This is a genomic window from Sphingomonas pokkalii, from assembly GCF_003096275.1.
Taxonomy (GTDB): domain Bacteria; phylum Pseudomonadota; class Alphaproteobacteria; order Sphingomonadales; family Sphingomonadaceae; genus Sphingomonas; species Sphingomonas pokkalii.
On sequence record NZ_QENQ01000001.1, the window covers coordinates 3,762,166 to 3,786,696 of the forward strand.

Annotated in this window: 22 protein-coding genes, 2 tRNA genes and 1 riboswitch; of the genes, 18 read left to right on the forward strand and 6 right to left on the reverse strand. The window is 65.7% G+C overall.

Annotation, left to right across the window (positions count from 1 at the left end; translation table 11 throughout):
- The first annotated feature begins 24 nt into the window (after positions 1-24).
- Together DD559_RS17305 and clpX are read left to right on the forward strand one after the other, a co-directional pair.
- The gene (locus tag DD559_RS17305; RefSeq protein WP_084579678.1) at positions 25-681 is read left to right on the forward strand and encodes an ATP-dependent Clp protease proteolytic subunit; all 657 of its coding nucleotides are present in this window, start codon (positions 25-27) and stop codon (positions 679-681) included.
- Between the two features lie 144 nt (positions 682-825).
- The gene (clpX, locus tag DD559_RS17310; RefSeq protein WP_019368059.1) at positions 826-2,091 is read left to right on the forward strand and encodes an ATP-dependent Clp protease ATP-binding subunit ClpX; all 1,266 of its coding nucleotides are present in this window, start codon (positions 826-828) and stop codon (positions 2,089-2,091) included.
- Between the two features lie 171 nt (positions 2,092-2,262).
- On the opposite strand, the gene DD559_RS17315 is transcribed toward clpX, so the two are convergent.
- The 3 genes from DD559_RS17315 to DD559_RS17325 all read right to left on the reverse strand — a co-directional run bounded on the left by DD559_RS17315 (position 2,263) and on the right by DD559_RS17325 (position 5,270).
- Positions 2,263-2,880 carry a hypothetical protein gene (locus DD559_RS17315; protein WP_116470267.1) on the reverse strand — a complete coding sequence of 206 codons (618 nt, stop codon included), beginning with the start codon at positions 2,878-2,880 and terminating at the stop codon, positions 2,263-2,265.
- An 87-nt stretch (positions 2,881-2,967) separates the two neighbouring features.
- Entirely contained in the window at positions 2,968-3,588 is a 621-nt protein-coding gene (locus tag DD559_RS17320; RefSeq protein WP_116470268.1) for a methyltransferase family protein, read from the reverse strand.
- Positions 3,570-5,270, reverse strand: coding sequence for a M1 family metallopeptidase (locus tag DD559_RS17325; protein WP_116470269.1), 1,701 nt, complete (start codon positions 5,268-5,270; stop codon positions 3,570-3,572). Before DD559_RS17325 ends, DD559_RS17320 begins: the two co-directional genes overlap by 19 nt.
- Positions 5,271-5,503: 233 nt before the next feature.
- On the opposite strand from DD559_RS17325, the gene lon reads away from it, so the two are divergent.
- The 6 genes from lon (at position 5,504) to DD559_RS17355 (ending at position 14,449) form a co-directional block, all read left to right on the forward strand.
- On the forward strand, positions 5,504-7,957 hold the full coding sequence (lon, locus tag DD559_RS17330) for an endopeptidase La (RefSeq protein ID WP_116470270.1): 2,454 nt from the start codon (positions 5,504-5,506) through the stop codon (positions 7,955-7,957).
- 100 nt (positions 7,958-8,057) lie between these two features.
- Positions 8,058-8,387: an HU family DNA-binding protein gene (locus tag DD559_RS17335; protein WP_276308198.1), complete on the forward strand. Its 330-nt coding sequence runs from the start codon at positions 8,058-8,060 to the stop codon at positions 8,385-8,387.
- Positions 8,388-8,501: 114 nt separating this feature from the next.
- Positions 8,502-8,576 (forward strand) — tRNA-Val (locus DD559_RS17340).
- Positions 8,577-8,712: 136 nt separating this feature from the next.
- Positions 8,713-9,603, forward strand: coding sequence for a DMT family transporter (locus DD559_RS17345; protein WP_116471005.1), 891 nt, complete (start codon positions 8,713-8,715; stop codon positions 9,601-9,603).
- A gap of 422 nt (positions 9,604-10,025) precedes the next feature.
- Entirely contained in the window at positions 10,026-11,675 is a 1,650-nt protein-coding gene (locus DD559_RS17350) for a beta-helix domain-containing protein (protein ID WP_116470271.1), read from the forward strand.
- An 86-nt stretch (positions 11,676-11,761) separates the two neighbouring features.
- Positions 11,762-14,449 carry a TonB-dependent receptor domain-containing protein gene (locus tag DD559_RS17355; protein ID WP_116470272.1) on the forward strand — a complete coding sequence of 896 codons (2,688 nt, stop codon included), beginning with the start codon at positions 11,762-11,764 and terminating at the stop codon, positions 14,447-14,449.
- Positions 14,450-14,503: 54 nt separating this feature from the next.
- Here the strand turns inward: DD559_RS17355 and DD559_RS17360 are convergent, their stop codons facing one another.
- Positions 14,504-15,175: a prolyl hydroxylase family protein gene (locus tag DD559_RS17360; protein ID WP_116470273.1), complete on the reverse strand. Its 672-nt coding sequence runs from the start codon at positions 15,173-15,175 to the stop codon at positions 14,504-14,506.
- A gap of 111 nt (positions 15,176-15,286) precedes the next feature.
- On the opposite strand from DD559_RS17360, the gene DD559_RS17365 reads away from it, so the two are divergent.
- The 3 genes from DD559_RS17365 (at position 15,287) to DD559_RS17375 (ending at position 17,693) form a co-directional block, all read left to right on the forward strand.
- Positions 15,287-16,477: a GspE/PulE family protein gene (locus DD559_RS17365; RefSeq protein WP_240610320.1), complete on the forward strand. Its 1,191-nt coding sequence runs from the start codon at positions 15,287-15,289 to the stop codon at positions 16,475-16,477.
- Positions 16,478-16,534: 57 nt separating this feature from the next.
- Positions 16,535-16,611, forward strand: a tRNA-His gene (locus tag DD559_RS17370).
- Positions 16,612-16,643: 32 nt separating this feature from the next.
- Positions 16,644-17,693: a Glu/Leu/Phe/Val family dehydrogenase gene (locus DD559_RS17375; RefSeq protein WP_116470274.1), complete on the forward strand. Its 1,050-nt coding sequence runs from the start codon at positions 16,644-16,646 to the stop codon at positions 17,691-17,693.
- A gap of 39 nt (positions 17,694-17,732) precedes the next feature.
- On the opposite strand, the gene DD559_RS17380 is transcribed toward DD559_RS17375, so the two are convergent.
- The gene (locus tag DD559_RS17380) at positions 17,733-18,305 is read right to left on the reverse strand and encodes a TMEM165/GDT1 family protein (protein ID WP_064311585.1); all 573 of its coding nucleotides are present in this window, start codon (positions 18,303-18,305) and stop codon (positions 17,733-17,735) included.
- Positions 18,306-18,498: riboswitch (yybP-ykoY riboswitch) on the reverse strand.
- Between the two features lie 107 nt (positions 18,499-18,605).
- On the opposite strand from DD559_RS17380, the gene ccmC reads away from it, so the two are divergent.
- Genes ccmC through DD559_RS17410 form a run of 7 tightly spaced genes read left to right on the forward strand, consistent with a single transcriptional unit; the run spans position 18,606 to position 23,381 of the window.
- Complete coding sequence (gene ccmC, locus DD559_RS17385; RefSeq protein ID WP_206364537.1) at positions 18,606-19,325, forward strand: heme ABC transporter permease CcmC; 720 nt, start codon at positions 18,606-18,608, stop codon at positions 19,323-19,325.
- Positions 19,322-19,453 carry a hypothetical protein gene (locus DD559_RS20315; RefSeq protein ID WP_276308191.1) on the forward strand — a complete coding sequence of 44 codons (132 nt, stop codon included), beginning with the start codon at positions 19,322-19,324 and terminating at the stop codon, positions 19,451-19,453. Before ccmC ends, DD559_RS20315 begins: the two co-directional genes overlap by 4 nt.
- Entirely contained in the window at positions 19,450-19,884 is a 435-nt protein-coding gene (gene ccmE / locus DD559_RS17390; protein ID WP_116470276.1) for a cytochrome c maturation protein CcmE, read from the forward strand. Before DD559_RS20315 ends, ccmE begins: the two co-directional genes overlap by 4 nt.
- Positions 19,881-21,806 (forward strand): heme lyase CcmF/NrfE family subunit, encoded by a 1,926-nt coding sequence (locus tag DD559_RS17395; protein ID WP_116470277.1) that lies wholly within the window; start codon positions 19,881-19,883, stop codon positions 21,804-21,806. Before ccmE ends, DD559_RS17395 begins: the two co-directional genes overlap by 4 nt.
- Entirely contained in the window at positions 21,803-22,330 is a 528-nt protein-coding gene (locus DD559_RS17400) for a redoxin family protein (protein ID WP_116471007.1), read from the forward strand. The genes DD559_RS17395 and DD559_RS17400 overlap by 4 nt, the downstream gene beginning before the upstream one ends.
- Entirely contained in the window at positions 22,327-22,731 is a 405-nt protein-coding gene (locus tag DD559_RS17405; protein WP_116470278.1) for a cytochrome c-type biogenesis protein, read from the forward strand. The genes DD559_RS17400 and DD559_RS17405 overlap by 4 nt, the downstream gene beginning before the upstream one ends.
- Entirely contained in the window at positions 22,731-23,381 is a 651-nt protein-coding gene (locus DD559_RS17410) for a tetratricopeptide repeat protein (RefSeq protein ID WP_116470279.1), read from the forward strand. The genes DD559_RS17405 and DD559_RS17410 overlap by 1 nt, the downstream gene beginning before the upstream one ends.
- Positions 23,382-23,386: 5 nt before the next feature.
- Here the strand turns inward: DD559_RS17410 and ald are convergent, their stop codons facing one another.
- Positions 23,387-24,493 carry an alanine dehydrogenase gene (gene ald / locus DD559_RS17415; protein WP_116470280.1) on the reverse strand — a complete coding sequence of 369 codons (1,107 nt, stop codon included), beginning with the start codon at positions 24,491-24,493 and terminating at the stop codon, positions 23,387-23,389.
- Positions 24,494-24,531: the final 38 nt, after the last annotated feature.

Below are 24,531 nucleotides of genomic sequence, written 5' to 3' on the forward strand. Positions count from 1 at the left end.
TAAACAACCACGAGATCATCCCACATGCATCCGCTTTCCGGTCAGATGACCATCGATCCCGTTACCGGCGCACTCGTTCCCATCGTCATCGAGCAGTCGAGCCGTGGCGAGCGCAGCTTCGACATCTATTCGCGCCTGCTGCGGGAGCGGATCGTGTTCGTTACCGGCCAGGTCGAGGACCATATGGCCTCGCTGATCACCGCCCAGCTGCTGTTCCTCGAATCGGAAAATCCGAAGAAGGACATCTGGATGTACATCAATTCGCCGGGCGGCGTCGTCACGGCGGGCATGGCGATCCACGACACGATGCAGTATATCCGTCCGCGCGTCGGCACGGTGTGCATCGGGCAGGCGGCGTCGATGGGCTCGTTCCTGCTGGCCTCGGGTGAGCCGGGCCTGCGCGTCGCGCTGACCAACGCCCGCATCATGCTGCACCAGCCCTCGGGCGGCGCACAGGGCATGGCGTCGGACATCGAGATCCAGGCCAAGGAAATCCTGCGGATCCGTGCGCGCATGAACGCGCTGTATTCGAAGTATACCGGCCAGCCGATCGAGAAGATCGAGACGACGATGGACCGCGACTCGTTTTTCGAAGCCGAAGAAGCCAAGGCCTTCGGCATCGTCGACGAGGTGTACGAGAAGCGCCCGGTGCCGAGCGAGGATGCGGCAGCGGCTAATTAAGACTATTACACTATCCTCGGTCGCCTGACGATTCCCGGTGCATGGAACGTCAGGCGGGCGAGGCGATTATGGATTGCCGGAACTTCGCCTGCGTGTAGGATGGCAGGCGAGCGTAGCGCGCCCGAGGCGCGAAGGATGGATTGAATGACTAAGCTCAGCGGCGGTGACTCCAAGAGCACGCTCTATTGCTCCTTCTGCGGCAAGAGCCAGCATGAGGTGCGCAAGCTCATCGCCGGCCCGACCGTGTTCATCTGTGATGAGTGCGTCGAGCTGTGCAACGACATCATCCGCGAGGAAACCAAGTCCTCGCTGGTGTCGAAGAAGGACGGGGGCGTCCCCACGCCGCAGGAGATCTGCGACGTGCTCGATGATTATGTCATCGGGCAGAAGAAGGCGAAGCGCGTCCTCTCGGTGGCGGTGCACAACCACTATAAGCGGCTGAACCACGGCGCCAAGGGTGCCGATGTCGAGCTCGCCAAGTCGAACATCCTGCTCGTCGGCCCCACCGGCTGCGGCAAGACGCTGCTGGCGCAGACGCTGGCGCGCATCCTCGACGTGCCGTTCACCATGGCCGATGCCACCACGCTGACCGAAGCCGGCTATGTCGGCGAGGACGTGGAGAACATCATCCTCAAGCTGCTCCAGGCCTCTGACTATAATGTCGAGCGGGCGCAGCGCGGCATCGTGTACATCGACGAGATCGACAAGATCAGCCGCAAGGCGGAGAACCCGTCGATCACCCGCGACGTGTCGGGCGAGGGCGTGCAGCAGGCACTGCTCAAGCTGATGGAAGGCACCACCGCGAGCGTTCCGCCGCAGGGCGGCCGCAAGCACCCGCAGCAGGAATTCCTGCAGGTGGACACGACCAACATCCTGTTCATCTGCGGCGGCGCCTTCTCGGGCCTCGAGAAGATCATCGGCGATCGTCTGCAGGGCAAGTCGATCGGCTTCGGCGCGCATGTCGCCGCGCCCGACGAGCGCCGCACCGGCGAACTGCTTCGCCAGACCGAGCCGGAGGATCTCCTGAAGTTCGGCCTGATCCCCGAATTCGTCGGCCGTCTGCCGGTGATCGCGACGCTGGAAGACCTCGACGTCGAGGCGCTGATCAAGATCCTGACCGAGCCGAAGAACGCCCTGGTCAAGCAGTATCAGAAGCTGTTCGACATGGAGGCGGTCAAGCTCGGCTTCACCGACGACGCGCTCACCGCCGTCTCGAAGAAGGCGATCGAGCGCAAGACCGGTGCGCGCGGCCTCCGCTCGATCCTCGAAGGCATCCTGCTCGACACGATGTTCGACCTGCCCAGCATGGACGGCGTCGACGAAGTGGTGGTCGACAAGGACGTGATCGAGGGCCGCAAGGAGCCGGTTCGCATCTACGCCAAGAAGGAAAAGGCGGGCAGCGCCGCCTGATCGCTGCGTTCGCTGCGGTTCACCGCCCGGCGATCCGGTAGAAGGGGTTCGGGCGGCTGCGATTTGCCCGAAAGTATATTCGTTGCGGGACGCGGTGGCCTTGGCTGCCGCGTCCCTTTTCGTTGGTGTCGCGGCGCCTGTGGCCGGCTGACCCCCTATCTGCCGAAGAACTCAGTTCGCCGTTTGTGCGGCGGGCGCGGTAGCGGGAGCAGGCGTGTCGAGCTTCTCCGGCCATTGCAGGCCGTGCAGGAGGTCGGCGAAGGCCTGGCTGAAATCGGCATCGCGCGCCCAGCTGGCACGGGCTGCGACCAGCCAGGCATTGCCGGCGGGGCAGAACAGATAGCTTTCCGATGTCAGCGGCTGCTCCTTGCCTTCCAGCGGTCCGGTAAGCGCGAAGCGGGCATGGTAGCCGCTGTCGGCGTTATGGCCCGAAGGCGAGGGCCAGCGGCCGCTTTCCGTCACCTGGACGTCGGTATAGGATTGGGCGACGCTCTTCTCCATTTCTTCGAAATTGGCGGCGCAGCTGCGTTCGGGCGTGGCCGGATACACATAGAGGGTGATGAAGGCCACCTGATCGCCCTGGCGCAGCGCGTAGCCGGCACTAACGTCGGCCCCCTCGGCATCATATTCGTGGATACGGGTGCGGGCAGCCCCGCCGATTCGTTCGGGAAAGACGAGTCCAGTGGCCGTGTGGGTCCAGGCACCCTCGACACGAAGATCGCGTTGCGCGGCTGCGGGCGAGGCTGCGCACGCCAGCGCGACGCCGATCGCCAACCAAAGCTGCTTCATTCCTCTCTCGCTCGCTTGCCTGGGCATCACCGCCCGAAGCGTCGCAGAGCCGCGCAGCGATTGCAATGTGTTGCAGGCGTGGTGCCGTCAGAATACCCCGGGAACGAAGCGTTTCACCCTTGCCGCGTAGCGTTCATAGTCATCGCCGAAGCGTTCGCGCAGCACCGATTCCTCCGCGACGGCGCGCAGCCAAGTACCGTACCAGAAGAGCGGCAGCGCGAGCAGGAAACCGCGCCAATGGCCGAAAGCGACGGCGATGGCGAGCAGGGCTGCAAACAGCCCGGTATAGATGGGATGGCGGATCGTTGCGAACGGCCCCCAGGTCACCAGGTCATGATCGCTTCTTGTGCGGGCGCTGAAGCTCCAGTTCTTCTTCAATGCGAAGACAGAAGTTGCGAACAGGCACAGGCAGAATCCCATCAGGATCGCAACGGTCACGGCCTGTCCCAGCGCGGCGGCGGACGCGGACTGGAGCGTGATCTTGACCGGCCCGAACGCGACGGCCGCAAAGCCGATGGCTTGCAGGGTGAACCCCCGCATCGTCGGCGCCCGCAATGCCTTGCCGCGCGGCTCGGCATGGTCGCGGATCCGCCACCACATGAACGCCATGGCCGCGGCCAGGAGCAGGAAGCCGAGCAGCAGCACCGCCACGCCCGGCTTTCCAACCGATGCCGGGCCGGTGATGGCTTCTAGTGCTGACTGGCCCATTGTTGAAACGCCTCCACTGAATCCGTGCGCCGCAGGATATGGGCGTTGGGATCGATCACGATATGCGCCGCAGCGGGCACGGTGAGCGTTTCGCTGCCGCCTGTCATCGTCGCGCGGCGCCGTTCGCCGTCCACCGTCAGATCCACCGGCATCGGGAACGGGCGATCCTGCGGCGTCTTCCAGCGCAGGTGCAATTGATCCCCGCTGCGTTCGATCTGCAGTTCCGGCAGCTGTGCCTGATAGAGATAGATGTCGAAGAACCAGCCGAGGTCGCGCCCGCTAACCTGCTTTACGATGTCGATGAATTCCGGGGTGGTGGCAAAGCGCGGGCTGAAATTGCCGGGCCGTGGATCGGGGCGGCCATAGACCAGGCGGCGCGTCGCTTCGAAGAACTGCGCGTCGCCGATCAGATAGCGCAGCGTGTGGAGCACCCAGGCGCCCTTGTAATAGATGTCCTGCCCCGGTCCGCCCTTGGCTTCCTCATACACCTCTTCCTCGGTGCGGATCTTGCCCGAGACGATCGGCGCCCGGTTGCGGATCGCGAGGCGGAACTGGTCCATCATCGCGGCGTAGCGGGCATCGCCTTCGCGCCACTGGCCGTACAGCGGCTGCATATATTGGGTGTAGCCTTCGTGGAGCCAGAAATCGTCCCAGTTGGCGACCGTCATCTGGTTGCCGAACCATTCATGGCCCAGTTCGTGCTGGAAAATCTCGTCGAAGCCAGAGGGCGTCTTGCGGTAGTTGTTGCCGTACGCGTTGATCGTCTGGTGCTCCATGCCCAGATGTGGCGTTTCGACGACGCCGAGCTTTTCGTCGCCCCAGGGATAGGGGCCGATCACGCTTTCGTAGAAATCGACGGTCGGCGCGAATTCTGCGAACAGCTCCTTTGCCTGCGCCTCGCGTGCCGGGAGGTACCAGTATTGCAGCGGAAAATGGTTGCCGAAGCGGCTGCTATAGGTGGCCTGCAATTCTGCATAGGGCGCGACGTTGAGTGCCACCGAATAAGGGTTAGGGCTGCGTGCGCGCCAGTGCCAGGTGGTGCGGCCGTCCGCCAGGGTATCGACGTTGATCAGCGTTCCGTTGGATGGCGCCTTCAGCCCGGCCGGCACCGTGATGTGCAGATCGACGCGATCGGGTTCGCCGCGAGGGAAATCGAGGCAGGGCCAGAACAGGTCGCAACCATAGCCCTGCGCGGTGGTGGCCACCCAGGGCTTCTTCTCGCCCGGCACCAACGACCATACCAGTCCATCGTCCCAGGGCGCGCGCACCGCGACATGGGGGGTGCCGCCATAGGTGATGGTGGCGGTTACGCTGTCCCCGGCCTTGAGCGGGCGGGGCAGGGCGATGCGGAGGCGGCCTTCCGGGTTGCTCCAGCGGTTCGAGGCGAGGGACTTGCCGTCGATCCGAATCGCGCTGACGGGAAGGTTGCGGTCGAGGTCGATCTGCAATTCGCTGAGCGCCGCGCTGCTGCGCAGGCTGAGTGTGGCGGTGCCGAGGATGCTGTGGCTGGCCGGAAGGACCTCGATCGCGAGATCGGCATGTTCGAGATGCAGGGCGGCGCGCTCGGCCGCGATCGGACCGCCGGATTCCTGCGTCACCGCCGTGATCGGCGGCAGCCCACGGGTCTGCGCCTGTGCCGGAGCGAGCGGCATCCAAGCACCCGCTGCGAAAAGGCTCCACATCAACGTGTTTCGCACGTCAGGCTCCGTTCTTGGCATTTTTTTCGGAAAGGCGACGGCAGCGTGCTTACGATGACATCATGTTGCGACGCAACGCGAATGTTTCGATCGCGTTCCGGGAGCCGCGGCGCCATCGCGGTTCGTAACCGGTTTCCATCGAGCATGATTGATGCGGCGGCGCTTACTCCCATATAAAGGGTAACAAGGAGCCCCGATGGGGCGGACCCGGAGTTTTCATGAAGCAGTCTTATCCCGTCCTGCCGCTTCGCGACATCGTCGTGTTCCCGCACATGATCGTGCCGCTGTTCGTCGGCCGCGACAAGTCGGTGGCGGCGCTGGAAGCGGCCATGGCCGACGACAAGGAAATCTTCCTCGTCGCGCAGCTCGATCCCGCCGAGGACGATCCCGGCCGCGAGGACCTCTACGATACCGGCGTTTCGGCCGAAGTGCTGCAGCTGCTGAAGCTGCCTGACGGCACGGTGCGCGTGCTGGTGGCTGGCAAGCAGCGCGGCAGTCTTTCCGCGATCGAGGAAACCAACGGTTATCTGACCGCGCATGTCGAGCCGGTGCAGGAAGATGCGTCGCTCGAAGCCGCGCAGGAAGGCGTCGACGAGGCCGTCTCCAAGCTGACGCCCGAAAATCTCAGCCCCGAGCTGAAGGCGCTGATGCGCTCGGTCGTCGAGCAGTTCGAGAATTACGCCAAGCTCAACCGCAAGCTGCCGGCGGAGACCGCCGTGCAGCTGGGCGAGTTGGAGGACCCGTCGCGCCTGGCCGACGCCGTTGCCGCCAATATCTCGGTCAAGGTTGCCGACAAGCAGTCGCTGCTGGTGGAGAGCGATCCCCAGAAGCGACTGGAAATGGTGTTCGCCTTCATGGAGGGCGAGCTTGGGGTGCTGCAGGTCGAAAAGAAGATCCGCAGCCGCGTGAAGCGGCAGATGGAGAAGACCCAGCGCGAATATTATCTCAACGAACAGCTCAAGGCGATCCAGCGCGAGCTGGGCAATGAGGGCGAGGACGGCGAGGGCGATGAAGTCGCCGAACTGACCCAGAAGATCGCCACGCTGAAACTGTCCAAGGAAGCCCGCGCCAAGGCGCAGGGCGAGCTGAAGAAGCTGAAGACGATGGCGCCGATGTCGGCAGAGGCCACCGTCGTCCGCAATTATCTGGATGTGCTGCTGGGCCTGCCCTGGGGCAAGAAGTCCAAGTTGAAGAAGGACATCGCCGAAGCGCAGACGGTTCTGGACCAGGATCATTACGCGCTGGAGAAGGTGAAGGACCGGATCGTCGAATATCTCGCGGTCCAGGCGCGCACCAACAAGCTGAAGGGGCCGATCCTGTGCCTCGTCGGCCCGCCGGGCGTGGGCAAGACCAGCCTGGGCAAGTCGATCGCCAAGGCCACCGGCCGCGAGTTCATCCGCCAGTCGCTGGGCGGCGTGCGCGACGAGGCCGAGATCCGCGGCCATCGTCGCACCTATATCGGCTCGCTGCCGGGCAAGATCGTGTCGAACCTGAAGAAGGCCGGCACCGGGAACCCGCTGTTCCTGCTCGACGAAATCGACAAGCTGGGCCAGGATTTCCGTGGCGATCCGGCCTCGGCGCTGCTCGAGGTGCTCGATCCGGAGCAGAACAGCAAGTTCAACGACCATTATCTGGAGATCGACATCGATCTTTCGGACATCATGTTCGTGTGCACGGCCAACTCGCTCAACCTGCCGCAGCCGCTGCTCGATCGCATGGAGATCATCCGGCTGGAGGGCTATACCGAGGACGAGAAGGTCGAGATCGCCGAGCGGCATCTGGTCGCCAAGCAGGTCGATGCGCACGGGCTGAAGGACGGCGAGTTCACGCTCACCAATGAAGGCCTGCGCGACCTGATCCGCTATTACACCCGCGAGGCCGGCGTGCGCACGCTGGAGCGCGAGATCGCCAAGCTCGCCCGCAAGAGCCTGCGCAAGATCCTGGAGGGCAAGGAGACCCAGGTCACCATCACCCCCGAAAATCTGGCGGACTATGCCGGCGTGCGGAAGTTCCGCTTCGGCGTGGGCGAGGAGGAGCATCAGATCGGTGCGGTCACCGGCCTGGCCTGGACCGAGGTGGGCGGCGAACTGCTGACCATCGAAAGCGTCACCGTGCCCGGCAAGGGCGCGATCAAGACGACCGGCAAGCTCGGCGACGTGATGAAGGAATCGGTGGAAGCGGCGTTCAGCTTCGTCCGCGCGCGCAGCCCGAGCTACGGCATCAAGCCGAGCCTGTTCGCGCGGAAGGACATCCACGTCCACCTGCCCGAGGGTGCGGTGCCGAAGGATGGTCCGTCGGCCGGCATCGGACTGGTCACTTCGATCGTCTCTACGCTCACCGGCGTCTCGGTGCGCAAGGATGTGGCGATGACCGGCGAGGTCACGCTGCGCGGCCGGGTGCTGCCAATCGGCGGCCTCAAGGAGAAGCTCCTCGCGGCGCTACGGGGTGGTATCAAGATGGTGCTCATCCCGACCGAGAATGAGAAGGATCTCGCCGAAATCCCTGCGAACATTCGCGAAGGGTTGGAGATTGTGCCGGTTTCGCACGTCGACGAGGTTCTGCGGCTTGCGCTCACCGAACCGCTTACCGCAATCGACTGGTCCGACACGGACGAACTCGCTACGCAACCGCCCGCCGGCGTGCCGGCGATCGGAGACGCATTGCATCATTGACAAAATGCAACATTTCTGACGCAATTTCGTCCGAAAGGTTTTGACTCCGGCGGCAGGCTCGTGCTGACTCGCACACTGGCCTGCCGCCGCGACTCATTGCATCCATTCATCGTTATCAACGCGATACCACGCACAGATTCAGGGGGTTTGCACCAGCATGAACAAGCAAGAGCTGATCGGTCAGGTCGCCGATGTTTCGGGACTGGCAAAGGGCGATGCCGTAAAAGCCGTCGAAGCGGTTTTCGACGTGATCGCTGGCGCGCTCAAGAAGGGTGATGAAGTCCGTCTGGTTGGATTCGGCACCTTCTCGGTCAGCAAGCGCAAGGCTTCCACCGGGCGCAACCCGCGCACCGGCGAGGAAATGACCATCAAGGCTTCCAACCAGCCGAAGTTCAAGCCCGGCAAGGTGCTGAAGGATTCGGTCAACTGAAGGCCTTGCGGCAAAAATCCTGCCTCGGCCGTCAAACGGGGCTGGACAGTGCCGCATCCGGGCTCTAAAGGCCCGCTTCCCGTTTCGGCCATCGGGTCCTGCACCCCGGCCAATGGGCGCGTAGCTCAGTGGTAGAGCACTGTGTTCACACCGCAGGGGTCGCTGGTTCAATCCCAGCCGCGCCCACCATATAGAGAAGCCCGCCGGCAGCGATGCCGGCGGGTTTTTTCGTTGCTGTCCGACGGGCGGGTCGTTACGCGCACGTCGATATTGCCGAACTGCCGGACTCTGGTTGCCGCGCATGGGCACGAAGGAGGCTGGCACGATGCTTTGGGCGGGCGCGACGATCGCGGCGGCTGCGTTTCAGGTGGCGCGCAACGCGTTCCAGCGCGGCATGATGGCCTCCAGCGGGCCTTGGGGTGCCACGCTGGTGCGCTTTCTGTTCGGCCTGCCCTTTTCGATCGCGCTGACGTTCCTTGCGATCCTGGCGACGGGGCCGGAGCGGATCGATCCGCATTTCGGCATCGCTTTCTGGTGGCCGGCCCTGCTCGGCGCCACCGCGCAGGTGCTGGCGACGGCGGCCGTGCTCCAGGCGATGCATCAGGCAGGGTTCGCGATCGGGACCGCGCTGCAGCAAAGTTCGGTGCCGCTGGCGGCGCTTGCCGGCCTGATCGTGTTCGGCGATCGGCTCAGTCCGCTCGGCTGGGGCGGCGTTGCGATCACCACCGCAGGCTTGGCCGTGCTGGTATGGCCACGGGACGTGGGCGGGGAAGGGCGCCTGTTGCCGGGCGTGGCGTTCGGCACGCTTTCCGGCCTGCTGTTCGGCCTGGCGCTCAACGGCTTCCGCCATGCCGGCCTGGCGTTGGAACCCCATCATCCTTTCTTCGCGGCGATGGCCAGCGTTACCCTGATCCAGGCGGTGCAGACGCTGGGACTGGTAGTGTTCCTGCTGTGGCGCGATCCTGCGGCGCTGCGGGCGGTGATCGCCGGCTGGCGCGGGTCGCTCGGCGCCGGACTGTTCGGCGCGCTGGCGTCTTCCGGCTGGTTCTTCGCACTCAATCTCGCGCCCGCGGCCGCGGTCCGGTCGCTCGGTGTGATCGAGATGCCGATCGCCGCGGTGGCCGGGCACCGGGTTTTTCGCGAAGCGCTGACGGTGCGCCAGATATTCGCCGGCATTGCCGTCTGCATTGGCGTGGTGATGACCGCCGGGCTGTAATCGCAAGGTGCGCTGACAGGGCCCGTCCTTCTCTCCCCCGTCATCCCGCCGCGAGACCTCAATGGACTCCTGCCTGTGCATGGGGGGTGTGGATGCGCAGCGATGGGTGTTGGTCGATGCACGATGGTAGCCGCTGCGGTTTCGGCATTCGATCGGATTGACCCGCTTGGTCGTTTCCGCCGGCCGCCGTCGATCGATCCCTGCGCTGTTGTGTGCTGCCGAACAGGCGGGATCAGACCTGCGCGGCCATGCGGATTGACTTAAAATAGAAACATAACTGTCTCCAAACTTTCTTCTCGTTCGCATTGTGGCGTCATTTTCTCCGCCTAGCGCGGCTTTGCGGCCGACGGGGGAAAGCCGAGTCGATCCCGCACAGATTCGTATTCGCGCTACATGCCGGCGTCCGCCGGAACGGAGAAAATATGGCCAGCTTCAAACGTGTTGCCCTTATCCTGATGACGAGCTGCGCGGGCGCTGCACTTTCGGCATGCGACGGCGCCAACGACATCGCCTCGCCCGGCACCGGCGGCAACGTGATCATCAACAACCCGGCCCCGGCACCGACGCCGACCCCGACGCCGACCTCCACCCTGGTGACCCCGGCCACCGGCTGCCCGACGATCGCCGATCCCAAGGGCCTGACCGACGACGGCACGATCACCGGCCCGACCGGCACCTGGCGCGTCTGCACGCTGCCCTCGATCATTTCGCGCAGCGTCGAACTGCCGAAGATCGCGGGCCTGCTCTATCAGATGCGCGGCCGTGTCGACGTCGGTTGCGACAGCGGCTTCTCGGCGCCGACCTCTGGCGCGCCGCGCACCAGCTCCACCGTGGGCTGCACCGCCGCCAACGGCTTCACCCTCAATGGCAGCGGCCAGCTGACCGCCGATACCAACGTCACGCTCACCATCCAGCCGGGCGTGATCCTGTTCGGCGGCACGGGTACCTCGTGGCTCGCGGTCAACCGCGGTAACAAGATCAACGCGACCGGCACCGCCGCTGCGCCGATCATCTTCACCAGCCGCGACAACGTGCTCGGCATCAGCAACGACTCCTCGTTCGGCCAGTGGGGCGGCGTGGTGCTGATGGGCCGTGCCCGCATCACCGACTGCAACAGCGGATCGACCGCGGCCGGCACCTGCGAGCGCCAGACCGAAGGCGCTGCCGATCCGGCGAATTTCGGCGGCACCGACGATGCCTATAACGCCGGCACCATGAAGTATGTCCAGATCCGCTACTCGGGCTATGTGCTCGGCGCGAACACGGAGCTTCAGGCGCTGACCACCGAAGGCATCGGCAGCGGCACCTCGCTCGATTACATCCACAGCCACAACAGCTCGGACGATGGCGCGGAGTTCTTCGGCGGTAGCGTGCGCCTCAAGCACTATGTCGCCACCGGCGCCGACGATGACAGCCTCGACATCGACACCGGTCTGCAGGGCCTGTTCCAGTATGTCCTGCTGATCCAGCGTCCGGGCCAGGGCGATGCGCTGATGGAAGTCGACAGCAACGGCAACGAAGGCGACACCCCGCGTCAGAACACCAAGGTCGCCAACTTCACCGCGATCCAGAGCCAGACCAGCAGCAACAACGAATCGAACGACCAGGCGTCGATCCTGCTGCGCGGCAATGCCGACCTCACGCTGGTGAACGGCATCGTGATCTCGCCGAACAACGAGTGCCTGCGCATGAACGGCTCCGGCACCACGCCGGCGACGCTCACCGCACGGTCGGTGGTTCTGCAGTGCAATGCCACCAAGTATCTCGGTACCGGCAGCTACACCGCCGCCCAGGTGGCGACCGCGTTCGGTGCAGGGGCGAACAACAACAGCGACAGCTTCGTCAACACGCTGGCCAGCTTGTTCGTGAACGGCGCGACCGAAACCGCCGTCACTGCGACCGATCCGAAGACGCTCGACACGACCGGCTTCTTCGACACGACCACCTGGATCGGCGCGGTGCGCAACGCGCAGGACACCTGGTACGCCGGCTGGACCTGCAACTCGAGCTATGCCGGCTTCGACAACACGGCGGTCGCCAGCCGTTCGTGCACGTCGCTGCCGACCAGCTGAGGCCAAGCCTGACCTGACCGGAGGGCGGAGCGTGGCCATCACGGGCACGCTCCGCCCTTTGCCGATATAAGAACTAGGGGTTCACGATGACCAAGTCGTTGGGGCTTGCCAGCCTGCTGCTTCTCTCTTCCGCGCTTGTCGCGCCTGCGATCGCCTGCGCGCAGACCGCGCCCGCCACGCCCGAGCCGCAGACCGGCCCGGCCACCGACACCGCCGATCCGTCGGCGCCTGCCGCCGAGGGGCAGCAGGCGGAGACGCCGGACGTCTCGGTGCCCGGCGAAATCGTCGTCACCGGCCGCCGCGCGAACCTCACGCGCGACATTCCGCAGGTCGTTTCGGTGCTGTCCGCCGCCGACATCCAGCGCACCGGCGACGGCGACATCGCCGGCGCGCTCGGCCGCGTCACCGGCCTCAGCGTGGTCGGCAACGGCTATGTCTTCGTGCGCGGCCTGGGCGATCGCTATTCGCTGGCGCTGCTCAACGGCTCGCCGCTGCCCAGCCCCGAGCCGCTCAAGCGCGTGGTGCCGCTGGACCTGTTCCCGACCAACGTCGTTTCCTCGTCGCTCGTCCAGAAGAGCTATTCGGTGAACTATCCCGGCGAGTTCGGCGGCGGCGTCATCAACCTCACCACCAACGCGGTGCCGAAGCAGGGCTTCCTCACGCTGAGCGGCGGCATGGGCGCCAACAGCCGCACGACCGGCCAGCTCGGCTATGTCTATGCGGGCGGCGGGCATGACTGGACCGGCTTCGACGATGGATCGCGCGATCTCGCGCCGGCACTCAAGGCCTATTTCAACAGCGGCGCGCGGCTCAGCTCGGGCACGGTCGACGGCGGTGCGATCGCAAAGCAGCTGGTGAACGCCAAGAACGCGCTGCTCCAACGCAACCTCAACCTTCCGCCCAACTGGTCGACCAACATCTCCGCCGGCAAGTCCTGGGATGTGGGCGACAACACGATCGGCGTGATCGCCACCGCCGGCTACAGCAACAAGTGGCAGGTCCGCGACTCGCTGCAGCAATATTCGATCACCTCCGATCTTTCGGCGCTGGAAAGCGACTTCGAGCGGGTGGTCACCGACAACCGCATCGTGCTGAACGGGCTGTTCGGCCTGGGCTTCGAATTCGGCGACAACAAGCTGCGCTGGACCAACGTGTACATTCGCGACACGCTGAAGAACACGCGCCTCGGCTTCGGCAAACGCAACAACAACCAGACGACCGACGTGCAGCAGCAGGACACGCGCTGGTTCGAGCGGCAGCTGATCGACACCCAGCTGGTGGGCGAGTTCAAGCTGACGCCGACGCTGAGCCTGGACCTGCGCGGCAGCTATGCCAATTCCAAGCGCAAGTCGCCGAGCGAGCTGGCGTTCGAGTATATCCGCACGAACGTGGAATCCGATCCGTACGGCAAGTATTTCATCAACCGCCTGAACAACGGCAATAACGGCGACGGCACGGCCAGCTATTCGGATCTCAACGAGGATCTCTATTCCGGCGGCGCCGACCTGACGTTCAAGCCGATCCGCGACCTCAGCCTGTCGGCGGGATATACCTATCTCAAGACCAAGCGGTTCAGCTCGCGCCGCGACTTCCAGTTCACGGCGCCGGGCACCTTCCCGAGCGGCGTGGCGATGCTGCGGCCGGATCTGCTGCTCGGCAGCGCGATCATCGATTATTACAAGATCACGCTGATCGAGACCAACGAAGGCAACCCGGCCTTCAACGCCTCGCTGCGCAATCATGCCGGCTATGGTCGCGCGGTCTACCAGATCACGCCCGAGCTTTCGATCGATGCGGGTGTCCGCTTCGAAAAGGCCAAGGAAGTGGTCACGCCCGCGCAGGTGTTCCGCTCGTCGGGCGCGAGCGAAGCGGGCACGAACCTGAACAACGACTATTGGCTGCCCGCCGCGACGCTGACCTGGCAGTTCCGTCCGGGCATGCAGGTTCGCTTCAACGGGTCGAAGACGATTGCGCGGCCGCAGTTCCGCGAGCTGATCTATCAATTCTACTTCGATCCCGAGACCAACCGCCAGTATCGCGGCAACCCGCTGCTGCAGGACAGCACGCTGTACAACGGCGAAGGGCGGTTCGAATGGTATATCGGCAATGACCAGCGCGTGTCGGCGGCGGCCTTCTACAAGCGGATCAACAACCCGATCGAAACCTTCATCACCGGCAGCGACGTGCTGGTGACCAGCTATGCCAACGCCCCCAAGGCGAACCTCTACGGCGCCGAGTTCGAAGCGCAGAAGAAGTTCGGCCTGGCCGACTGGGTGAACGGGCCGTTCTTCGCCGATCGCAGCCTGCTGGTGATCGCCAACTACACCTTCACCAAATCCAAGCTGCAGGTGAAGCAGGGCGACCGAACCGCAGTCTATGCAGCCTCGTCGACCAATGCGACCGACTATTTCCGGGATGGCGCCTCGCTCACCGGCCAGTCGGACCATCTGGTCAACCTGCAGCTGGGCATGGAGAAGACCGGGCTGCTCTCGCAGCAGACGTTCATCCTTTCCTATGCCAGCAAGCGCGTTACCAGCCGCGGCATCGCCAACCAGAACCAGCCCGACGTGTACGAATATCCCGGGTTCAACCTGGATTTCGTCGCGCGCCAGGGTGTGATGGTGGCGGGGCGCGAATTCGATCTGAAGTTCGAGGCGCGCAACATCACCGGGCGCCTGTACAAGGAACTGCAGTCGAACGGCACGCGGACCGTGACGTATAACCGCTATGCGCCGGGCACGACGGTGCAGCTGTCGCTCTCGACGACCTTCTGACGACGAGGAGAGGAGCGGGGCCCGCCGCCGCATGGCCGGCGGACGGGCCCCCGCTCACCACCCCCAGGGGCGTTCGCGGAACCACTGGGTGATGACATATTTGGTGCCGGCGCGCACCTTCATGGCATGGTGGATCGTCGATGGGTTGACGCTGCCATCCGGCCGCAGGTTGTTCCAGGCAAGCAGCTTCCCGGCTTCCGGTTGGATGAGCTTGTCGATCGCCTTGAACCGTGTGGCGCCGCCCGCCTCCACGTCGTTGAGATACAGCATCACCGTCCACGTCCGCTGGCCAGCAATCGCGCAATAGCGTTCAAAGTCGACGCTGTTCGGCTCGAAATAGTCGGTATGTGCCTTGAATTCCTGCCCGATCGCATAGCGTTGGCCCTGCATCGGTTCGCCGTGATCGGGGTGCAAGCCGGTCAGCGCGACGATGCGCCGCTTAAGATCGGCGATGTCGGGATCGTCGCTGGGCAGGTCGCAGGTTTCGCTGGTGCGGAAGGCATAATCGCCGTTGGCATTGGCCAGCGTCGACGGACGGCGATCATGGTCGATCCGCTCCATGAGGCTGTGGCACCGTTCGGGTTCCAGGAAGTTGCGGAGCACGAATAGCGACACTTTTGGGCTGGGCACCCTCTGGATGCCGGGGTGACGCTGAAGGCGTTCGACAATCGGCTCCGAAGGGTGGCCGCAGCCCAAGGAGGCGGCGAGGGGGGTATCTGATTGCATGGGTGCGTTTCTGCCAAATCCCGACACGGGGAGCCAGTACGCCACGAAACTGTCATGTTACTGACGCGGTAGTGAAATGCACGATGCCTAGCGCCATGGCCGGCAGGCGAAATGGGAATGGTGCAGCTGGTGATCGAGGTGGACAAGGCGCGAGAGGGCCGCGCGAAGCCGCAGCAGGACGATCACGGTGCGGTTTCGGTGCTGCTCGAGCAGCTGCTGGAAGAAGCCGAGCGACTGGATGCGTCGCATCTGCATCTCGCTCCCGGCCCGGCACAGGCGGACATCGCCTTTCGCGTCGGAGGCTTGTTGCACCCGTATCGCCAACTGGCGAGCGAGCAAGCGCGGATGTTGATCGAGCAGGTCGCGCGGGAGGCGGGTCTGGTCGCGGAAAGCCGTGCGCCCCAGCATGGGCAGATGCGTTGGCATGGGCAGGCGATCGATGTCTCCCTGCTGCCCTTGCTGCATGGGCCTCGTGTCGTCTTGCGGCGGCCACCGATGCAAGCCGGCCATCGTGGGTTGGAAGCGCTAGGGATCGGTAGCGTCCTTGCGCAGGATATTCGGGCCGCGCTTGCCGGCACCGGGCTGATCCTGGTCGCCTCCCCGGTCGGGAACGGACGCAGCACCACGTTGCAGGCGTTGGCTGCGGTCGCCGCAAGCCGGACCCGCCCGGTGCTCGCCATCGCCCCGGAGGCGCTGCCTGCCTGCCCAGGGATGGCAATGATCGCTTCCCGCGACGCCGCGGTTGCCGAATCGATTCAGGCGGCGATCGACCAGGATATCGATGTGCTGATGATCGACTCGATCGGCGATCGGGCCGTCGCCGCTGCGGCGCTGGCGGCGGCGCAGGCGGGGCGACTCGTGATCGCCGGAATCGAAGCTGCGAGCGCCGTCGCCGCCATTCAGCAATTACGGAGTTGGCGAATCGAGGCGTTTCAACTCGCTTCGACGATGAGCCTGGCCATCGCGCAGCGCCTGGTGCGGCGGCTGTGCGGCGCTTGCCGCGAACCGGTGCAGGCGAGCGGATCGGTATCCGCCCTGCTTGGCTTCGATCCTGGCACGATCGTCTATGCTCCCGCGGGCTGCGGTGCCTGCTCGGAAACCGGGTATTCGGGAAGAACGGCTGTTTTCGAGTGGGTTAGGGGCGATGCGGCGATTCGTCGGCTCATCAACGATGGCGGCGATGCCGCCATTCTCGCTCGCCACGCCTTCGTGACGACGCCCAATCTGGGATCGGCGGCGCGCGCGCTGGCGAGAACTGGGGTGACGACACCGGAGGAGGCTGTTAGAATTTCCCGCGGATAAGGCACGCAAGGTTCTTGCGCTCCGCTTCGGAGCCCGCTAAGCGCGCACTCCTTCACGGCGACCATAGCTCAATCGGTTAGAGCGCTGGTTTGTGGTACCAGAGGTTGCGGGTTCGATCCCCGTTGGTCGCCCCACTTTCCCCCTTCATCACAGCGCGGATCCATCCATGATCACCGACTGGGGTTTTCCCGATTTCGACGACCATGAGGGCGTTCACCTCTTCTCGGATCGGGCTTCGGGCCTTAGCGCGATCATCGCGGTCCATTCCACCGCGCTGGGTGCGGCAGCGGGCGGCGTGCGCTTCTGGCACTATGCCGATCATCGCGCCGCGATCACCGATGCGCTGCGCCTCTCGCGGGGCATGAGCTACAAGAACGCGATGGCCGATCTGCCGATGGGCGGCGGCAAGGGCGTGATCCTTGCGGACAAGCCGGGTGCCGAAGTGACCCAGGCGCAGCTCGAGGCGTTCGGCCGCGCGGTCGAATCGCTCCATGGCCGCTATGTGACCGCCGAGGACGTCGGCATGTCCGAAGCGCGGATGAAGGTCGTCGCGACCCAGACCAAGCATGTCTCCGGCCTGCCGGTATCGGCGGGCAGCGCGGGCGGCGATCCGGGTCCGGTCACCGCGCGGGGCGTCTATCTCGGCGTCAAGGCGGCGGCAAAGCGAGGCCTGGGCGTCGATTCGATGGCGGGCGTGCGGGTCGCGATCCAGGGCGTCGGGTCGGTCGGCGGCGGGCTTGCCCGGCTGCTGGCGGCGGATGGCGCCAAGCTGACCCTGGCCGATGTCCATGGCGACCGCGCCAAGGCGCTGGCCGCCGAGCTGGGCGCCGAGGCGATCGACGCCGATGCGATCCTGACGCACGAGGCCGATATCCTGAGCCCCTGCGCGCTGGGCGCGATCCTCACCGAACAGTCGATCGCGGCGCTCAAGGTGCGCGTCGTCGCCGGTGGCGCCAACAACCAGCTCGCCACGCGCGAAGACGGCCACCGCCTGCATACGCGCGGCATCGTCTATGCGCCGGATTATGTGATCAATGCCGGCGGCATCATCAACGTCGCGCTGGAATATCTGGGGCAGGGCGACCGCTTCGAGGTCGATGCGCGGGTCGAGAAGATCCCGCTGCGCCTCAACCAGGTATGGGACGAAAGCGCCGCGACCGGCGACCCGTCGAGCGACGTCGCCGACCGAATCGCCCAGCGCCTGATCGGCCGCTGATCCAAAGACCCTCCCCAGGCCGGGGAGGGTCTTTTGCCATTACAACCAGCCCGCCGTCTGCGCCGCGAGCCACAGCCCGATCGCAATGAACAGCAGCGCCGCGATGCGGTGCACCGTGGTCAGCGGCACCCGGTCGATCACCGCCTTGCCGAGGAACACCGCCGGCACATTGGCCAGCATCATCCCCAGCGTCGTGCCCGCCGTGACGGGGAGCACGGCATGGAAACGCGCGCCCAGCGCGACGGTCGCGACCTGGGTCTTGTCCCCCATCTCGACGAGGAAGAAGGCGATCGCGGTCGTCAGGAACGCGCCGAACCGCGCGGGCTTGGGCGCTTCGTCTTCGTCGAGCTTGTCCGGGATCAGCGTCCACAGGCCCATGGCTACGAACGAGGCGGCGATCGCATAGCGGAACCAGATGCTGTCGAGCAGCCCGGCGACTTCCGCGCCGACCAGCGCGGCGAGGAAGTGGTTGGCGATGGTGGCGGCAAAGATGCCGCAGATGATCGGCACCGGCTTCTTGAAGCGGGTGGCGAGCAGGATGGCAAGCAGCTGGGTCTTGTCGCCGATTTCGGCGAGCGCGACTACCGCGGTGGAGGTGAGCAGGGCTTCCAAGGAAAACTCCGGGCCGGGCGGAACGCGATTCCAACGACATCGCACCTCCCCGCCCGGCATGAGCGGAGATGCGACGCCATTGGTCTCGCCTGAACCGTGACCGGTTCCGCCTGCGCCATGGCCTCTCGGCCAAGTATGTTGACGCGGGCGCGCGGCGCGATGCGCCGGTGGCTACTCCCCAGATGACTGGCATTGCCTAGCGATTGCTGCGCAAGTTTGCAACAGACGAGTGGTGGCGGAGGAAGAAGCAATCGCCGCTTGGAATCCGATGCCGAAGCGGGCTAATCCTTCGCTGTGCCGATGCTTCATGCCCTCGCCAATCCGGCGCGCTTCCTCAAGATCGCCCGGCCGCTGACGCCTGCTCTGTTCTGGGGCGGCCTCGCGCTGACCTTGTTCGGCGCCTGGGCTGGCCTCACGCAGACGCCCGCCGACTATCTGCAGAAGGACAGCGTGCGCATCCTCTACATCCATGTGCCGACCGCCTGGCTTGGCATGGGCGGATGGAGTGGGCTGGCCGTGGCTTGCCTCAGCTATCTGATCTGGCGGCATCCGCTGGCGATCGTTGCCGCGCGTGCGACGGCGCCGGTCGGGGCGGTGTTCGCCGCCTTGTGCCTGATTACCGGATCGATCTGGGGTCGACCTACCTGGGGCACCTGGTGGGAATGGGACGGGCGGTTGACCAGCATGTTGCTGTTGTTCTTCGTCTATATCGCCTGGATCGCGCTCGCGCGCGCCGATGCCGAACGGGGTGGCGACGGGCGCATTCCGGCACTCTTCGGGGTCGCGGGAACGGTGCTATTGCCTATCATTCGCTATTCGGTGGTGTGGTGGAACACGCTGCACCAGGGGGAGAGCATCGGGATCACCCGCAGCAGCATCGATGGGTCGATGCTCTGGCCGCTGTGGTTCACACTTTCCGGCTTCAGCCTTTTGTTCTGCGGGATCGTGCTGATGCGGATGCGCGCCCTGCTTGCGCAGCAGAAGGTCGAGGCACGATTGCGGCGGAGGGCCGCGCAATGAACCATTGGTGGTTCGTCACCGCGGCCTATGTCGTCGCGGCGATCGGCACGGGCGGCATTGCCGCGGCGAGCTGGTGGGCAATGCGCCGCGCCGAAGCGGCCGCCGACGCGCTGGGGCGCCGCCGGTGAAGGCCAAGCACCAACGGCTCACGCTTGGAATATTGGCGGTGGTGGCGATCCTCGGCGCGGCGTTGCTGGCGCTGTCCGCGCTCAAGGACCAGGCGGCGTTTTTCTACGCGCCGGGTGACGTTGCCGGAAAGCCCTTGCCGCTCGGCAAGGCAGTGCGGCTGGGCGGCATGGTCGAGAAGGGCTCGTTGATCCGCGCAAAGGATGGCGTGTCGATCGGCTTCAAGGTGACCGATGGCAAGGCGGTGGTGCCGGTGCGCTTCCGCGGCGTGACGCCGGACCTGTTCCGCGAGGGATCGGGCGTTGTTGCCGAAGGCCAGTTCCAGCCCGACGGCAGCTTCGCCGCCGATAATCTGCTCGCCAAGCATGACGAGCGTTACATGCCGCCGCAGATGGCGGGGAAGATGCACAAGAGCGAGTCTCTGGAGCCATGATCGCCGAAGCCGGGCTTGCGGCGCTGTGGCTTGCCACCGCCTTCGCCATCGCCCAGCTGATGCTGGGCGCCGCCGCCGCGCGCGCGGGCGATGCGGCGATGATGCTTGCCGGGGTACGCAGGATCGCGCTGCTGCAGGCGGTGTTTGCGCTGGGGGCGTTCCTGATCCTGATCCGTCTGTTCGCCACGTCGGACATGTCCGTGCTGCTGGTGGCGCAGAACAGCCATTCGCTGAAGCCGATGCTCTACAAGATCGCCGGCGCCTGGGGGAACCATGAAGGCTCGATGCTCCTCTGGGTAACCGTGCTGGCGGTCGCAGGGGCCGGGGTTTCGCTGTTCGAGCGACGGCTCGCCGCGGGGACGCTGGCGGCGACCCTGGCCGCGCAGGCCGCGATCGCGATCGGCTTCTACGCGTTCCTCGCCTTCGCTTCGAACCCCTTCGCACGGCTGAATCCGGCGCCGGCGGACGGGCAGGGGCTCAACCCGCTGCTGCAGGATCCCGGCCTCGCCTTCCATCCGCCGACGCTGTATCTCGGCTATGTCGGCCTTTCGGTGGCGTTCAGTTTCGCGGTCGCCGCGCTGTTGATGCGCGATGTCGGCCCCGCCTTCGCCAAGGCGATGCGGCCCTGGGTGCTGGGGGCGTGGATCTTCCTCACCATCGGCATCACCGCCGGCAGCTACTGGGCCTATTACGAGCTCGGCTGGGGCGGCTGGTGGTTCTGGGATCCGGTGGAGAATGCCTCGCTGATGCCCTGGCTCGCGGCGACCGCGCTGCTCCACTCGGTGAACGTGCTGGCCACGCGCGATGGCCTGCGTGCCTGGACGCTGATGCTGGCCGTGGTGGCCTTTTCCATGTCGATGGTCGGCACCTTCCTGGTCCGCTCGGGCATTTTGGTGAGCGTCCACGCCTTTGCGGTGGATCCGACGCGCGGCAGTTTCCTGCTCGCGCTGCTCGGCCTCTATATCGGCGGGGCGCTGGCGCTGTTCGGGGCGCGGGTGGGCACGGTGACCCAGGGCGCGACCTTCCAGCTGATCAGCCGCGAGGCGGCGCTGGTGCTCAACAACCTGCTGCTCAGCGTGATCCTTGGCGTGGTGCTGATCGGCACGCTCTATCCGCTGGTGGCGCAGGCGATGGGCGTGCAGCTTTCGATCGGCGCGCCGTTCTTCGAGAAGACCGCAGTGCCGATCGCGCTCGCCTTGGTCGCGGGAACGGCGGCGGGGCCGCTGCTGCGCTGGCGCAAGGATTCGGCGCAGGCGCTGCTTTCGCGCCTGACCATTCCGGTCGCGATCACCGGCGTCTCCTTCGCGTTGTTCTTCGCGCTTTCCGGCGGCGATTCGCCGATCGCCGTGGTCGTCCTTGCCCTCGCCTTCGGGCTTGCCGCTGCCAGTGTCGCGCCGCTGTGGAAACGCAAGCTGCGCCGCACGCCGCTGCCGATCTGGGGAATGGTGGTGGCGCATCTCGGCATCGCGGTGAGCCTTGCCGGCATGGCGGCCGATACGCTGTTCAAGCAGGAACGTCTGGCGGCGGTGGCGGTTGGCGATGCCCTGCACGTCGGCCCCTTCAAGGTTCTGCTGGCGGACGTGCGCCCGACAGTGGGGCCGAACTGGTCCGCGATGGAGGCGCGGTTGCGGGTACAGCGCGGTACATCCGCGCCATTCGAACTCACGCCGCAGCAGCGCTTCTTCTCCAGCCCGCCGACCAACACGAGCGAGGCGGCGATCGTCACGCTGTGGGATGGGCAGGTCTATACGGTGCTGGGGGCGCCGGATGGGGCGGGGCGCTGGCAGCTGCGGCTGTGGTGGAAGCCGTTCGTGACGTTGATCTGGGCCGGCGGCGGCCTGGTCGCGCTGGGTGGCCTGATCGCGCTGGCGGGGCGGCTTCGCAGCGGCTGGCGTGCAGCGCGCGAGGAAGCATGGGCATGAAGAAGCTGCTGATCTGGCTGCCGCTGGGGTTGTTCGTGATCGTGTTCGCGCTGGTCGTGAACGGGCTGATCGAGCCGAGTGACCGGCTGGTGCGATCGGCGATGGTCGGCAAGCCGTTGCCGGCGCTGCGCCTGCCGCCGTTGCTCCCCGACAAGGACGGCATCGATACCAGCGCCACCCGCAGCGGCAAGCCGCGCATGCTCAACGTGTTCGCCAGTTGGTGCATCCCGTGCGTGGCCGAAGCGCCGCAGCTGATGAAGCTGAAACAGGCCGGGGCTGAGATCGACGCCATCGCCGTTCGCGACACCACTGGCGATGTGCAGGCGTTCCTGGCACGGAACGGCGATCCTTATACCCGGATCGGCGACGATCGGGCGATGCGGGCGCAACTGTCGCTCGGCTCCTCGGGCGTACCGGAAACCTTCGTGATCGATTCGCGCGGGGTGATCGTCGACCAGCATATCGGCGATATCCGCGCGGAGGACGTGCCGAAGCTGCTCGCGGCGCTGGAGAAGGCCAAATGAGGCGGGGGCTGTTCTGCCTGCTCCTCATCGCGGGGGCAGCACATGCCGATTCCAGCCTGCCGCCGTCGCCGCTGGCCTATACCCAGCTTGCCGACCCCGCGCAGGAAGCCGAAGCCAAGGCGTTGATGGAGACGCTGCGTTGCCTGGTCTGCCAAGGCCAGTCGATCGCCGATAGCGATGCCGATATGGCCGGCGAGATGCGCGCGCTCGTTCGCCAGCGCATCGCGGCAGGCGAGCGGCCCGCGCGGGTCCGCCAGTGGCTGATCGAGCGCTATGGCGACTATGTTACCTATGATCCCCCCTTCAGCTGGGTCACGGCGCCGCTTTGGATCGCGCCCCTCGCGCTGCTCGGCATCGGCGTGCTGATCGCGCGACGCCTGTTCCGGCGGAGGCAGGCGTGATGGGCTGGCTGGTCTTTGCCGGCATGGCGCTGGCCGGAATCGCGTTATTGCTGGGCGCTCGCTTCCCCTGGCGGTTCTGGACCCTGCCGGCGATGGCGGTGATGCTGGCCGCCGCCGGCTACGCCTGGCAGGGGTATCCCAGCCTGGCGGGGAAGCCGGCAGAGGGGACGGAGAGCGTCCGCCCGCTCGATCCCGACCTGATCGCGGTGCGCGAGGCGATGTTCGGGCGCTTCAATTTCGATTATAGCTATTTCATGGCCGCCGACGCGATGACGCGGGCCGGTGCCCTGCGGCTTGCGGCGACGGTGATGCTGGGTGGGGTACGCAAGGCGCCAGGCGATGTCGGGCTCTGGTGCGGCCTTGGCCTCGCGCTCGCCGAGCATGACGGCGAGCAGCTTTCGCCTGCCGCGCGCTACGCCTTCGACAAGGCCGCAGAATTGGGGCCGAGCCATCCGGGGCCGCCCTTCTTCCTGGGGGTCGCGCTGGCGCGATCGGGGGATGTGGCGGCGGCGCGCCTGGCATGGGGCGCCGCGTTGAAACGCGTTCCGAAGGATGCAAGCTACCGCGACGACATGGTGAATGTGATGCTGACGCTTGATCCGGCGTTGGCCGAAGCGGCGCGGCTGGCGCCGTCCGCTCCGGCCAACTGATCGGGTCAGCCGGCCCAGGCTTCGAACGGCAGGTCGAGCGCTTCGGCCACCGCCTGGTGACGGATCTTGCCGCCAGAGACGTTGAGGCCGTTGGCGAGGTGACGATCCGCCTGCATCGCCGCTTCCGCGCCGTGGTTGGCAAGCTTCAGCACGAACGGCAGCGTCGCGTTGTTGAGCGCGAAGGCGGAGGTACGCGCGACCGCGCCGGGCATGTTCGCCACGCAATAGTGGATCACGCCATCGATCTCGAACACGGGATCGTCATGGGTGGTCGCGCGGCTGGTCTCGAAGCAGCCGCCCTGGTCGATCGCGATGTCGACCAGCACCGAACCGCGCATCATCGTCTTGAGCATGTCGCGGGTGACGAGCTTCGGCGCCGCGGCACCCGGCACCAGCACCGCGCCGATCACCACCTGCGAAGTGCGCACCGCCTCGGCGATCGCGGCCTTGCTGGCATAGGCGGTCTTGATCTGGCTGCCGAAATGCATGTCGAGCTCGGCCAGGCGCTCGTTGTTGATGTCGTAGATCGTCACGTCGGCGCGCTGGCCGGTCGCCATCTGCGCAGCGTTGATGCCCGATACGCCGCCGCCGAGGATCGCGACCTTGCACGGCGCCACGCCGGGAACGCCGCCAAGCAGCTCGCCGCGGCCGCCCTGTTCCTTCTCGAGATAGTGCGAGGCGACCTGGACCGACATGCGACCGGCGACTTCGCTCATCGGCTTGAGCAGGGGGAGGGCGCCCGAGTTCGACGTCACCGTCTCATAGGCGATGCAGGTGGCGCCCGACTGGATAAGGCCTTCGGCCTGCGGCTTGTCGGCGGCGAGGTGGAGATAGGTGAAGAGCAGGTGGCGCGGCTCGAGCAGGGCGATTTCCTGCTGCTGCGGCTCCTTCACCTTCACGATCATGTCCGAATTGGCGAAGACGGTCTTGGCATCCGGCGCGATCTGCGCGCCGACGGCGGTATAGGCGGCATCGTCGAAGTCGATGCCCATGCCGGCCTTGGTTTCAACCAGCACCTGATGGCCGGCATGGACCAGTTCCGCCACCGAGGCGGGCGTGAGGCCGACGCGATATTCGTGGTTCTTGATTTCCTTGGGAACGCCGATGCGCATGGGAAACTCTCCTAAGTTCAGGTGGGCGGGAACATAGC

Excerpts from the sequence above, each read along its gene's own strand:
- DD559_RS17305 (WP_084579678.1), top strand. The coding sequence starts at position 25 with ATGCATCCGCTTTCCGGTCAGATGACCATCGATCCCGTTACCGGCGCA.
- clpX (WP_019368059.1), top strand. The coding sequence starts at position 826 with ATGACTAAGCTCAGCGGCGGTGACTCCAAGAGCACGCTCTATTGCTCC.
- DD559_RS17315 (WP_116470267.1), bottom strand. The coding sequence starts at position 2,880 with ATGAAGCAGCTTTGGTTGGCGATCGGCGTCGCGCTGGCGTGCGCAGCC.
- DD559_RS17320 (WP_116470268.1), bottom strand. The coding sequence starts at position 3,588 with ATGGGCCAGTCAGCACTAGAAGCCATCACCGGCCCGGCATCGGTTGGA.
- DD559_RS17325 (WP_116470269.1), bottom strand. The coding sequence starts at position 5,270 with ATGTGGAGCCTTTTCGCAGCGGGTGCTTGGATGCCGCTCGCTCCGGCA.
- lon (WP_116470270.1), top strand. The coding sequence starts at position 5,504 with ATGAAGCAGTCTTATCCCGTCCTGCCGCTTCGCGACATCGTCGTGTTC.
- DD559_RS17345 (WP_116471005.1), top strand. The coding sequence starts at position 8,713 with ATGCTTTGGGCGGGCGCGACGATCGCGGCGGCTGCGTTTCAGGTGGCG.
- DD559_RS17350 (WP_116470271.1), top strand. The coding sequence starts at position 10,026 with ATGGCCAGCTTCAAACGTGTTGCCCTTATCCTGATGACGAGCTGCGCG.
- DD559_RS17355 (WP_116470272.1), top strand. The coding sequence starts at position 11,762 with ATGACCAAGTCGTTGGGGCTTGCCAGCCTGCTGCTTCTCTCTTCCGCG.
- DD559_RS17360 (WP_116470273.1), bottom strand. The coding sequence starts at position 15,175 with ATGCAATCAGATACCCCCCTCGCCGCCTCCTTGGGCTGCGGCCACCCT.
- DD559_RS17365 (WP_240610320.1), top strand. The coding sequence starts at position 15,287 with ATGGGAATGGTGCAGCTGGTGATCGAGGTGGACAAGGCGCGAGAGGGC.
- DD559_RS17375 (WP_116470274.1), top strand. The coding sequence starts at position 16,644 with ATGATCACCGACTGGGGTTTTCCCGATTTCGACGACCATGAGGGCGTT.
- ccmC (WP_206364537.1), top strand. The coding sequence starts at position 18,606 with ATGCTTCATGCCCTCGCCAATCCGGCGCGCTTCCTCAAGATCGCCCGG.
- DD559_RS20315 (WP_276308191.1), top strand. The coding sequence starts at position 19,322 with ATGAACCATTGGTGGTTCGTCACCGCGGCCTATGTCGTCGCGGCGATC.
- DD559_RS17395 (WP_116470277.1), top strand. The coding sequence starts at position 19,881 with ATGATCGCCGAAGCCGGGCTTGCGGCGCTGTGGCTTGCCACCGCCTTC.
- DD559_RS17400 (WP_116471007.1), top strand. The coding sequence starts at position 21,803 with ATGAAGAAGCTGCTGATCTGGCTGCCGCTGGGGTTGTTCGTGATCGTG.
- DD559_RS17405 (WP_116470278.1), top strand. The coding sequence starts at position 22,327 with ATGAGGCGGGGGCTGTTCTGCCTGCTCCTCATCGCGGGGGCAGCACAT.
- DD559_RS17410 (WP_116470279.1), top strand. The coding sequence starts at position 22,731 with ATGGGCTGGCTGGTCTTTGCCGGCATGGCGCTGGCCGGAATCGCGTTA.
- ald (WP_116470280.1), bottom strand. The coding sequence starts at position 24,493 with ATGCGCATCGGCGTTCCCAAGGAAATCAAGAACCACGAATATCGCGTC.